The 11,258-nt window shown below is 75.5% G+C and carries 9 protein-coding genes; 5 read left to right on the top strand and 4 right to left on the bottom strand.

The features are described from left to right. Window positions 1-1,510: hypothetical protein (locus AR3_RS31200; RefSeq protein ID WP_390099298.1), on the top strand; the 1,510-nt coding region annotated here is incomplete at its 5' end. 10 nt (window positions 1,511-1,520) lie between these two features. On the opposite strand, the gene AR3_RS21335 is transcribed toward AR3_RS31200, so the two are convergent. Together AR3_RS21335 and rsmI are read right to left on the bottom strand one after the other, a co-directional pair. Next, a complete protein-coding gene (locus AR3_RS21335; protein WP_106258151.1) occupies window positions 1,521-1,823 on the bottom strand; it encodes a hypothetical protein in 303 nt (100 codons plus the stop codon). A 106-nt stretch (window positions 1,824-1,929) separates the two neighbouring features. Next, window positions 1,930-2,835 carry a 16S rRNA (cytidine(1402)-2'-O)-methyltransferase gene (gene rsmI / locus AR3_RS21330; RefSeq protein WP_067916176.1) on the bottom strand — a complete coding sequence of 302 codons (906 nt, stop codon included), beginning with the start codon at window positions 2,833-2,835 and terminating at the stop codon, window positions 1,930-1,932. 103 nt (window positions 2,836-2,938) lie between these two features. Between rsmI and AR3_RS21325 the strand changes: the two genes are divergently transcribed. Beyond that, window positions 2,939-4,612 carry a dolichyl-phosphate-mannose--protein mannosyltransferase gene (locus tag AR3_RS21325; RefSeq protein WP_174545469.1) on the top strand — a complete coding sequence of 558 codons (1,674 nt, stop codon included), beginning with the start codon at window positions 2,939-2,941 and terminating at the stop codon, window positions 4,610-4,612. 37 nt (window positions 4,613-4,649) lie between these two features. On the opposite strand, the gene AR3_RS21320 is transcribed toward AR3_RS21325, so the two are convergent. Next, window positions 4,650-5,855 (bottom strand): MFS transporter, encoded by a 1,206-nt coding sequence (locus AR3_RS21320; protein WP_067916172.1) that lies wholly within the window; start codon window positions 5,853-5,855, stop codon window positions 4,650-4,652. A 138-nt stretch (window positions 5,856-5,993) separates the two neighbouring features. On the opposite strand from AR3_RS21320, the gene AR3_RS21315 reads away from it, so the two are divergent. The 3 genes from AR3_RS21315 to AR3_RS21305 all read left to right on the top strand — a co-directional run bounded on the left by AR3_RS21315 (window position 5,994) and on the right by AR3_RS21305 (window position 9,647). Further along, window positions 5,994-7,013, top strand: coding sequence for a LacI family DNA-binding transcriptional regulator (locus AR3_RS21315; protein WP_067916170.1), 1,020 nt, complete (start codon window positions 5,994-5,996; stop codon window positions 7,011-7,013). 247 nt (window positions 7,014-7,260) lie between these two features. Beyond that, a complete protein-coding gene (gene bla / locus AR3_RS21310; RefSeq protein ID WP_067916168.1) occupies window positions 7,261-8,262 on the top strand; it encodes a class A beta-lactamase in 1,002 nt (333 codons plus the stop codon). Then, the gene (locus AR3_RS21305) at window positions 8,259-9,647 is read left to right on the top strand and encodes an MFS transporter (protein ID WP_067916166.1); all 1,389 of its coding nucleotides are present in this window, start codon (window positions 8,259-8,261) and stop codon (window positions 9,645-9,647) included. The genes bla and AR3_RS21305 overlap by 4 nt, the downstream gene beginning before the upstream one ends. Here AR3_RS21305 and AR3_RS21300 read toward each other — a convergent pair. After that, window positions 9,545-11,197, bottom strand: coding sequence for a penicillin-binding transpeptidase domain-containing protein (locus AR3_RS21300; RefSeq protein WP_067916164.1), 1,653 nt, complete (start codon window positions 11,195-11,197; stop codon window positions 9,545-9,547). The two genes, AR3_RS21305 and AR3_RS21300, sit on opposite strands and share 103 nt — an antisense overlap. Window positions 11,198-11,258: the final 61 nt, after the last annotated feature.

Raw genomic sequence — 11,258 nt, 5'->3', positions numbered from 1 at the left:
GGCGGCGCGCGGCGCGCTGCGGGCCGGGCGCGCCCTGCGCCCCTCGGCCGTGTGGGCGTCGGCGCGGCGCCACCCCGCCTTCGCCGTCCTGCTGACGGTCGCGGCGCTGCTGCGCGCGGTGGCGATGGTCGGCTACCAGCCGGTCCTGTTCTTCAACGACAGCTTCGACTACCTGCACGTGGCGATGAAGCCGTACCCGCACCCGCTGCGGCCGGACGGGTACGGTTTCCTGCTGCTGCTGCTCAAGCCGCTGCACAGCTTCGCGCTGGTGGCCGCCGTCCAGCACCTGATGGGGCTGGCGATGGGCGTGATGATCTACGCCCTGCTGCGGCACCGCTTCGGACTGCCCGGCTGGGGCGCCGCGCTGGCCGCCGCGCCGCCGCTGCTGGACGCCTACACCATCCAGCTCGAGCACCTGGTCCTGTCGGACACGCTGTTCACCTTCCTGGTGATGTGCACGGTGACGCTGCTGCTGTGGCGGGACCGGCCCGCCCCGAAGGTCGCCGTGGCGGTGGGGCTGCTGGTCGGGCTGGCGTGGCTGACCCGCTCGGTGGGCATGCCCGTGCTGCTCGGCGTGCTGGTGTACCTGGTGGTCCGGCGCACCGGGTGGCGGCTGACGGCGGCGGTGCTGGCGGCCTGCATGCTGCCGGTGGTGGCCTACATGGGCTGGTTCAAGGTCGAACACGGCAAGTTCGCCATCACCGAGAGCAGCGGCATCTTCCTGTACGCGCGGGTCTACAAGTTCGCGGACTGCCACAAGATCGACCCGCCGGTGCAGGAGATCCCGCTGTGCACCGAGCCGCAGAACCGGCTGCCCAACTCCCAGGACGGCATCTGGAACGCCGCCTCGCCGCTCAACCGGTACCCGGGGCAGCGGTTCAGCCCCGAGCAGAACGCCACCGCCGCCTCCTTCTCCAAGCGGGCGATCCTGGGGCAGCCGCTGGACTACCTGGGCGTGGTGGCGCACGACTTCTTCCGCGTGTTCCGGTGGAAGCGCACGGTCTTCCCCGACAAGGCCACCTACCAGCAGTACGAGTTCGGCAAGACGTCCACGGCGCTGCCGAACTGGCGGATGGACCACGACACCACGGCCGCCGAGGAGGCGGTGGCCTATGAGCGCGGCCGCGCCCGGCCGCGGGTGGTCGAGCCGTTCGCCGGCGTGATCCGCGGCTACCAGGACGTGTTCTACCTGCGCGGCACCATGGTGGGCGTCCTGCTGCTGGTCGGTCTGGCCGGGCTGGCGGCGATGTGGCGGCGGCTGGGCGGCGCGGCGTTCCTGCCGTGGACGCTGGCGACCGGGCTGCTGCTGGCGCCCGCCGCCACGGCGGAGTTCGACTACCGGTACGTCCTGCCGGCCGTGCCGCTGGCGTGCCTGGCCGCGGGCATGGCGTTCGCGCCCGAGGCGCGGGCGCGGATGGCGGGGCTGCTGCGGCGCCGCGGCGCCGAGGCCGAGGAGCGGCCCGTCCCCGAGCTGATCGAGGAGAAGGTCCCCGAGATCGTCGCGAAGTGACGCGCCGGGGCTACCAGGCGTGCAGGCGGCGCAGGCGGAACACCAGTTCCAGGTCGTCGGCGCCCTGGGGGTGGGCTTCGGCCTGCCTGCGCCTGCGCGTCGCGGGGAACGTCGTGACGTTCTGGCAGCGGCAGTTCGGGCAGACGTGGTCGGCCCAGGGCGTGGTGCACGGGTACCCTTCGTGCGAGTACGCCACCACCTCGCCGCCGTGGCCGTCGGCGGTATGGGTCACCTGGAACTCCTCGGCCCAGGTGGTCAGGCAGTTGAGGCACTCGTAGACCCAGCTTTCGCGGCTGGCCCATGTGTCTCGCACCGGCCCCACCTCCCCGGTGAACGCCGTCTCGCGTCCCGGGCGTGTCCCGCGGCGCACTGACTCTGATATTCCCCCCAACGCAGCCTTTCGACCACGCAAAAGAGGGTCAGTGTCCGCTTCCGCGGCGGGGCGGCGCCGCCGTGTCGGCGGCGCCGCGCTTTGCGGCCACGACCGCGTCGTAGACGTCCCGCCGGGGCACTCCGGCGGCCCGGGCGACCTCGCCGATGGCCTGCTTGCGGGGCGTGCCGGCGGCCTCGCGGGCGGCGACCGCGGCGGCCAGGTCGGCCGGTTCGGCGGCGCCGTCCGGCTCGGGCGCCCCGCCGACGACGAGGGTGATCTCGCCGCGCACGCCGCCCGCCGCCCAGTCGGCCAGTTCGCCGAGCGTGCCGCGCCGCACCTCCTCGTAGGTCTTGGTGAGCTCGCGGCAGACGGCGGCGGGCCGGTCCGCGCCGAACGCCTCGGCCATCGCCGCCAGCGTGGCGGCCAGCCGGTGCGGCGCCTCGAAGAACACCATGGTGCGCGGCTCCTCGGCGAGCGCCGCCAGGCGCCGGGCCCGGTCGCCGGGGCGGCGCGGTGGGAAGCCCTCGAAGCAGAACCGGTCGGTCGGCAGGCCCGACACCACCAGGGCCGCGGTCACCGCGGACGGGCCGGGCAGCACCGTGACCGGCACCCCCGCGTCCACCGCCGCGCGCACCAGCCGGTAGCCGGGGTCGGAGACGCCGGGCAGCCCCGCGTCCGTGATCACCAGCACGTCGCGTCCGGCCCGCAGCTCGGCGAGCAGCTCGGCGGCGCGGGCGCGCTCGTTCTGGTCGTAGTACGACACCACGCGGGCGCGGGTCTCGACGCCGAGGTCGGCGGCGAGCCGGCGCAGCCGCCGGGTGTCCTCGGCCGCGATGATCTGCGCGTCGGCCAGGGCGGCGCGCAGCCGCGGCGACGCGTCGTCGACCCGTCCGATGGGCGCCGCGGCCAGCAGCAGGGTGCCCGTCGCGCCGTCCGCCTCGTTCCCCGTCACCCTCCCATTGTCCCGTCGGCGCGGCGCCCTCGGGACGACGCGTCGGCCACGGAGGGTTTGCGACGGTGTCATCGGGTTACCGTCCCGCCCGTACCATGGCGGAATGGCGATGACGGATTCGGCCCCGGCTCTGGCCGCCGACGAACCGCGGAGGACGCCCACCCTGCGCGACCGGCTGTCCCCGCCGGTTCCCGGCAGCGCCCTGCTGGGCTGGTTGGGTCCGCTGTTGGTGACCGCGTTCGCCGCCTTCCTGCGGTTCGACCGGCTGAGCGTCCCCAAGGCCGTCGTGTTCGACGAGACGTACTACGCCAAGGACGCGCTCGCGCTGCTGAAGTTCGGCTGGGAGCACAGCACCGTCAAGGACGCCGACAAGCTCCTCATCAACGATCCCGACGCGCACATCTGGGCGGAGGGGCCGTCGTTCGTCGCGCATCCCCCCGGCGGCAAGTGGCTGATCGCCGTCGGGGAGTGGCTGTTCGGCGCCACCCCGTTCGGGTGGCGGTTCATGCCCGCGCTGTTCGGCACGCTGGCGGTGCTCGTGCTGTGCCGGGTGACGCGCCGGATGACCGGCTCGACCCTGCTGGGCTGCGCCGCCGGGCTGCTGCTGGCGCTGGACGGGCTGCAGTTCGTCACCAGCCGGGCCGCGCTGCTCGACGTGTTCGTGCAGTTCTGGGTGCTGGCCGGGTTCGCGTGCCTGGTGAACGACCGGTTCCGGGCGCGCCGGCGGCTGGCCGAGCGGATCGAGGCGCGCGGCGGGGCGGAGGCGGTCTCCCCGTTCGGGCCGTTCCTGGCCCACGGGTGGCGGATCGCGGCCGGGCTGTGCCTGGGCATGGCCTGCGCCACCAAGTGGACCGGCGTCTTCTACGTCGCCGCGTTCGGGCTCATGACGGTGTTCTGGGACTACGGCGCCCGGCGCGCGGCGGGCGTGCGGCGGCCGCTGGCCGGGGCGCTGCTGCTGGAGTCCGCCCTCGCGTTCGTGCAGCTGGTGGCGGTCGCGGCGGTCGTCTACCTGGCGTCGTGGTGGGGCTGGATCTTCCGGCCGGGCGGCTGGGGGCGCGGCGAGGTCGCCGCCAATCCGCTGCTGCGGCCGTTCGAGGCCCTCCCGGAGCTGTGGCACTACCACGCCGAGATGTGGAACTTCCACAACGGCCTGGACGCCAAGCACCCCTACCAGTCGTGGCCGTGGGACTGGCCGATCCTGCGCCGCCCGGTGGCGTTCTTCTACACCGAGCCGAAGGGCGCCTGCGGCGAGGCGGTCCGCTGCTCGCGGGAGATCCTCGGCATCGGCACCCCCGCGCTGTGGTGGGGCGGCCTGATCGCGCTGGTGGTGGCCGCGGGCCTGTGGCTGGTGGCGCGCGACTGGCGGGCCGGGGCGGCCCTGCTGGGCTACCTGGCCGGATGGGTGACCTGGTTCCCCAACGCCTTCGCCGACCGCACGATGTTCCTCTTCTACACGACCCCGATGATCCCGTTCATGGTGCTGGCGGTCGTGCTGACGCTGGGCGTGCTCATCGGGCCGCGGCCGTCGCGCGCCGCCGCGCTGAGCCACCTGCCCCGGGTGTACGGGGCGGCGGGGGTCGCCCACGCGGAGGCGGCCGCCCGGATCGGCGGCGTGCTGACCCGCATGGAGACGCGCCGCATGGTCGGCGCCGCCGTGGCGGGCGCGTTCGTGCTGGTGGTGCTGGCGAACTTCGCGTACTTCTACCCGGTGCTGGCGGCCAAGGTGATCCCGTACGACGAGTGGCACGCCCGGGTGTGGTTCAGATCCTGGATCTGAGGCCCCGGCGCGGGGCGTCCGCGGGACCGGCGATCGGTCAGACCCGGGCGGTCGTCGCCCGGGCGGCGCCGGACGCGCGCGGGACGAACGTCCGGCGGCCGAGCAGGCAGCAGGTCAGCGCGAGCAGGCCGCCGACGCCGGCCCCGGCGAAGGCGCCGGCGACGCCGGCGAGGTCCTGGCCGACCCCGGCGACGGCCGAGCCCGCCGAGCCGCCGACGCCGAACGCGGCCACCACCCAGGCGAACGCCTCGGTCACGGTGCCCGTCGGGGCGAGCCGGTCGACGACGGAGAACGCGCACGCGAGCATCGGCGCCAGGAACACGCCGCTGAGCAGGGCCAGCACGGTCATCAGCGGCAGCGCGGGCGCCCACATCAGCGGCAGGTAGCCGGCCGCGAGCGCGCCCATCAGCCAGGGCAGCCGCCGGTGCTGCTCGCCCCGCCACTGCCGGGCCCCGTACACCAGGCCGCCGACCAGGGCGCCGGCGGCCATCGCCGCGAGCAGCAGCCCGGAGGCGGCGGCGTCGCCCTCGCGTTCGGCGTAGGCGACCACGGCCACCGCGTACACGCCGAGGGCGGTGCCGGCGCAGGCCAGGGCGAGCAGCAGCACCCGCAGGCCGGTCGAGCGCAGCGGGCCCGCCCAGTCGGCGGCCCGGGGCTCGCCGCGCCAGCGGCGGGACGGCCGCGACAGCGTGACGACGAGGGTCCCGGCGATGCCGAGCGCGCCGGTGAGCAGCAGCGCGGTCTCGGTGGAGACCGCGGCGGCGGCCACCACGAGCAGCGGCCCGACCGTGAAGAGGATCTCCTGGGCGGCGGCGTCCAGCGCGTACGCGGCCTCCACCTGCGCCGGGCCGGGCAGGACGGCGGGCCACAGGGCGCGCAGCCCGGCCTCCAGGGGCGGGGTGGCGAAGCCCGCGACGACCACCGCGGCGACCGCGGCCGGCAGCGGCGCGGCGCCGACGGCGGCCAGCAGCGCGTACCCGGCGGCGGCGAGCAGGGCGGCGGGCAGCAGCACGCGGGGCTGGCCGTAGCGGTCCATGGCGCGGCCGAGCACCGGCTGCCCGGCGGCCGTGGACAGGCCGTACACCGCCGCGAGGGTGCCCGCCAGCGGGTAGCCGCCGCCCTCGTCGCGCACATGGAGGACGACCGCCAGCATGCCCATCCCGTTCGGCAGGCGGCCCAGCAGGGTTCCGCCGAGCAGGCGGGCGGCGTAGGGCGTCCGCAGGAGGCCGACGTAGGCGCGCATTCCACTCCCGGTTCGTCATACGTATTACGTGAGGGTCATACGTACCACTTCCCGCCGCGTCCGCTCTAGCCTGTTTCCACTGCGGTCCGCCGCGGCGGGCGGATCGGGCCGACCGAAAGCCGACGGCGAGGAGGCGCTGTGCCCACGACCAGGCGCCCCACCAGCAGGGACGTCGCCCAGGCGGCCGGGGTCTCGCAGTCGACCGTCTCTCTCGTCCTGGGCGGGAAATGGCCCGGCCGCGTCTCCCCCGCCACCGCGGGCGCGGTGCGGCGCGCGGCCGAGCGGCTCGGCTACCGTCCCAACCTGGCCGCGCGGAACCTGCGGCTCGGCACGACCCGCACGGTGCTGCTCGTGGTGCCGACGCTCAGCAATCCCTTCTTCGGCGACGTCTACACCGGCGCCGCCGAGGTCGCCGCGCGGCACGGCTTCCGCGTCGTGGTGTACCCCTGGCCGGACGGGGCGTGGCCCGGCGACCCGTGGTCCCCCGGCCACGCCGGCCCCTTCGCCTCGCCCCGGGAGGCCATCGACGGCGTGCTGGCCACCGCGCTGGCCGCCGACGTGCTGGAGGAGTTCAGCGACACCCCGGCGGTGATGCTCGACAACGATCCGGCGGGCGCGGCGCCCACCGTCGACTTCGCCGTGGCCGACGGCATGCGGGCCTTGGTCGCGCACCTGGGCGGGCTGGGGCACCGCCGCTTCGGGCACGTAGCCGCCGCCGTGGACCAGTGGACGTTCCGGGAGCGCGGCGGCGCGCTGGCCGCGGCCGTGGACGCGCTGCCGGGCGGCGCGCTCGTCCGGACGACGGCGGCGATCGACGCGGGCGCGGCCAAGGAGGCGGCCGGACGGCTGCTGGACCTTCCGGACCGGCCCACCGTGCTGGTGTGCGACGACGACCTGATGGCGGCGGGCGCCTACAAGGCCGCGCGGGCGCGCGGCCTGGACATCCCGGGCGACCTGTCGGTCACGGGGTTCGACGACGACGTGCTGGCCACCGCGTTGGAGCCGGAGCTGACGACGGTGCGGCTGCCCGCCCGGCGGCTCGGCGCCGAGGGCATGGCGGCGCTGCTGGAACTGCTGGACGGCCGCCGCCCCGGGCCGCGCTCCCTCCCCGGGGAGCTCGTCGTCCGCGCCTCGACCGCCCCGCCGCCCCGCCGCTGACCGTCCCCGCGTCCCGCGGCAGGCGTCCGGCCGCGCGGGCGGCATCCGGCCAGAAAAAGATCTCGTGCGCATCCGGCTGCCGATCAATGGCTTTGACCGGCATCGATATCGATTTCTAGATCGTTGCGGCGGCCATATCAATATTGGACTCGGACGCTCCGCTTCTGGTCTTCTTCCCTCGTCGGACATTGTTGACCGAGAGCGTCGACCGAGAGCGTCGACCGAGAGCAGAGCGAGGGATCCGAGCATGGGCGAGAGGGACCGCGACGACGAGCGCCGCCGACGGCCATGGCGGCGGCTCGGCGCGGCGGCGCTGGCGGCGTCCCTGGTCTTCGGGGGGACGGCCTGCGGCGCGACCGACGGCGAGGCGCAGACCAGGGCGGCCGTCCGCGGCGCCGCGTCCGCGCAAACGCCGGCGGCGACCGGGCAGGCCGAGGTCACCCGGCGGCTGCGCGAGCTGGAGGCGTCCTACCACGGGCGGATCGGGGCGTTCGCCATCGACACCGGCACCGGCCGGACCGTCGGTCACCGGACGCACGAGCGCTTCCCCAGCAACTCCACCTTCAAGGCCGTCCTGTGCGGCGCGATCCTGCACAAGGCGCGCACGGCCGATCCCGGCCTGATGGAGCGGAGGCATTACTGGACGGCGGAGGAGGCGAAGAAGGCGGGGCACGCCCCGGTCACCAGCCTTCCGGAGAACATCGAGAACGGGCTGACCACGGCGGAGCTGTGCCACGCGACCATCACCGTCAGCGACAACGGGGCCGCCAACGTGCTGCTCAAGCAGATCGGCGGGCCGAAGGGGCTGACGCGGTACTACCGGTCGCTGGGCGACCCGGTCGGACGGCTGGACACCTACGAGCCCGAGCTCAACGAATGGGAGCCCGGCCAGAAGAGCAACACCATCATGCCCGCGTTCATGGCCCGCGACCTCGCCAAGCTCACCACCGGCGACGCGCTGGTGCCCGAGGACCGGCGGCAGCTGAACGAATGGCTGAAGGCCACCACGACCGGCGGCACGCGCATCCGCGCCGGGCTGCCGGACGACTGGACGGTCGGCAACAAGACGGGGACCGGCGGCGGCACGTACGCCACCGCCAGTGACATCGCGGTCGCCTGGCGGCCGTCCGGCGCGCCGCTGATCTTCGCGGTCTACACCCACCGCGACGGCCGGCACCCCGAGATCGACGACGGTGTCATCGCGCAGACCGCGTCCATCCTGGCCCGCGGCCTGGGCGCGACGTCTTGACCGTCTCCGCCTGCGACCGCCCGCCGTCCGCCTCCGGCGACCGGCGGGCGGTCGTCGTGCTCGTGGTCGGCTTCCTGGCGGCCGGGCTCGGGTTCTACGCGGTGATGGCGCACGTCGTGGCGCACCTGCGCGACGACGCCGGGCTGGCCGCCGGGACGATCGCGCTCGTGCTGGGCGTGCGCGTCGGCGTCCAGTACGCGCTGTACCTGCCGGCCGGTCCGGTCGTCGACCGCGTCGGCGCGGCCCGGGCCGGGATCATCGCGTGCCTGCTGCGGACGGCGGGGTTCGCCGCGCTCGGCGTCGCGGGCGGCCTGCCCGGGCTGTTCGTCGCGGCCGTGCTGCTGGGCACGGGCGGCGCGCTGCTGCAACCCGCGACGCGTTCGCTGATGGCCGGGCTGCGCACGCGGCACCGTTCGCACGTCTTCGGCGCCTACATCGTGGCCGGGCAGGTCGCGGCCGTCGCCGGCCCTCCGGTGGGGCTGATGCTGCTGGCGGACGACGTGCTCGGCGTCCTGGCGGGCGGATTCGGGCTGCTGTGCGGCGCCGCCGCGGCGGCGTGGGCGGCGTCCGCCGCGACGTTCGCGCTGCTGCCGCGGCCCGCGCGCACGCCCGCGGACGGGGCGGCGGGCACGCGTCCGGCAGGGGTGTGGCGTTCGTGCCGGGCGGTGCTGCGCGACCGGGCCTATCTGCGGTTCACCTTGCTGGCCGCGCCCACGACGCTGCTGCCGACCGAAGCGATGGCGGTGGTCCCGCTCAAGGGGTTCGAGGCTGGGGTCACGACGCTGTACTTCTGCGTGTCGGCGGCGGTGTCGGCCGCCGTCCAGCCGTGGTGCGCGGCGACCGGCCGTCGCGGCGTCGTGCGCGCCGGACGCGGCTGGGCGCTGCCCGTGAGCCTGGCCTCCTCGGGCGCCGGGTACCTGCTGCTGATCCCCCTGGAGGAGCGGGGCGCCGCGTCCCTGGGCGCCTTGATGGGCGTGGCGGTGCTGCACGGCTTCGCGAACGGGCTGCTGGAGCCCGCGGTGTTCCAGAACGTCACGCGGCATGCCCCGCTTTCGCAGGTCGGCGCCTACTACGGGGTGATGGCGTTCGTGTCGGGCGTGGTCGCGTTCGTCGGCGGCCTGGTCGTGGGCCGTCTGTTCGACGCGGGGCCCGCCGGGGCGGCGGCCGCGCTGGCCGGGCTGGGCGTGCTGGCGCTCGCCACCGCCGCGTGGCCCGCGGCGGAGCGCGTGACGTGTCGCGTGACGGGTCGCGTGACGGGTCGCATCACAGGCCGCCCGACGGGTCACGCGGCGGCGCGCAGGAACGCCGCCGCGATGGGCGCGGCCGCCTCGGCGCCGGTCCCGCCGTCCTCGACGATCACCGCGAAGGCCAGGTCGCCCCGGTAGCCGATGAACCAGGCGTGGGTCGGCGGGTTCTCGCCGGAGCCGAACTCGGCCGTCCCGGTCTTGCCCGCCGTCCCCGGCGGGAAGTCGACGTCCTTGGCGGTGCCCTCGCTGACCACCGCGGGCATCAGGGTGCGCAGCGCGGTCCGCACCTTCGGCTCCAGCCGGTGCGCCGGCTCGGGCCGGCGGCCGCCCGCGTCCAGCGCCTGGGACGCCAGGGCCGCGTCCACCAGCCGCGGCGAGCGCCAGGTGCCGCTCGCCGCGGCGGCCGCCACGCTCGCCATGTTGAGCGGGCTGGTCAGCACCTCGCCCTGTCCGAAGGAGGCGGCGGCGAACGCGGTGTCGTCCTTGACCGCCGGGAAGGAGGCGCGCACCGCGGGCAGCCCGCCGATGATGGGCGCGTTGAACCCGAACTGCTCGGCGACCTGCGCGAGCCGCCGCGGCCCGAGCCGGTCCACGGCCAGCCGCGCGAACGTGGTGTTGCACGAGTGCGCGAACGCCTCGCGGAACGGCACCGTCCCGAAGTCCTCGTGCCGGTAGTTCTTGAACGTGCGGCCGCCGACGTCGGTGGTGGCCGGGCAGGCGACCGGGCTGGTGACGCTCAGCCCGTCGGCGACCAGCGCGGCCGCGGTGACGACCTTGAACGTCGAGCCGGGCGGGTAGCGGCCCATCAGCGCCCGGTTGTAGCCGCCGGGCTTGTTGGCCACGGCCAGGATCTCGCCGGTGGAGGCGCGCACCGCCACCAGCGAGGCGGTCTTGTCGACGTCGGCGAGGGCCCGGCTGGCGGCGCGCTGCGCCTTCGGGTCGATGGTGGTGCGCAGCGGCGTGCCGGGGGCGCCGCCGAACCGGTGCAGCGTCCGCACGGCCTCGCCGTCGGCGTCGACGATCTGCACGGCCAGCGCCGGGGTGCCGGCCAGCCGCTTCTCGTACTGGCGCTGCAGGCCGTCGACGCCCGCCAGGTCGCCCGCGCGGTACGGGGGGCCCAGTTCGCGGGCGGTCTTGGCGTCGATCTTGCCGAGCGAGCCGACGATCTGCTGCACCGAGCCGGACGGCACGGCGTCCAGGTCGCTGCCGTCGGCGGCCTGCACGGCGGCCCGGTCCGGCCAGACCCGGGCGGCGCGCAACCGCTGCCCCTCGCGCAGCATCGGGTGGACGACCCGCGGCGACCACGCCACGAGCCAGGCGTCGTCGCGCTTGGTGAACGGCAGCGTCCCGGTGTACGTCCAGACGCGGCCGCCCGCCAGCGTCAGCTCCGCCCGGAACGAGCCGCTCGCCGCGCCGTCCTCCGGGTCGCCGATCGCCGTCACCCGGTACCGCTGCCGGACGAGGCCGAGGTCGTCGCGCATCCGGGCGAACCGCTCGCGGAAGTCGGCGGGCGGATCGGCGGTCAGCCTCCGCATCGCGTCCAGGTCGCCGCGTTCCCAGGCGGCCAGGAAGCGTTCGGCGGTGTCGCGCGGGCCCTCGTCGGCGCGCAGCACCCACACCGCCACCCCCGCGACCAGGGCCGCGGCCGCGATCAGCGCGACCGCCACGACCCCGCGAGATCGGCGCATCGCTCCTCCCCTGTTCGTGTCGCTGCCCCGACAGCACACCATCCGACCAGCGAAAAGTCCA

It is taken from the genome of Actinomadura rubrobrunea NBRC 15275 (assembly GCF_001552235.1).
Classification (GTDB): Bacteria; Actinomycetota; Actinomycetes; order Streptosporangiales; family Streptosporangiaceae; genus Spirillospora; species Spirillospora viridilutea.
This window is presented reverse-complemented; position numbering and strand designations above follow the sequence as displayed.

Bases quoted from the DNA above. Each gene is read 5' to 3' on its own strand.
- AR3_RS21325 (WP_174545469.1), top strand. From the start codon at position 2,939: ATGGCGATGACGGATTCGGCCCCGGCTCTGGCCGCCGACGAACCGCGG.
- AR3_RS21320 (WP_067916172.1), bottom strand. From the start codon at position 5,855: ATGCGCGCCTACGTCGGCCTCCTGCGGACGCCCTACGCCGCCCGCCTG.
- bla (WP_067916168.1), top strand. From the start codon at position 7,261: ATGGGCGAGAGGGACCGCGACGACGAGCGCCGCCGACGGCCATGGCGG.
- AR3_RS21300 (WP_067916164.1), bottom strand. From the start codon at position 11,197: ATGCGCCGATCTCGCGGGGTCGTGGCGGTCGCGCTGATCGCGGCCGCG.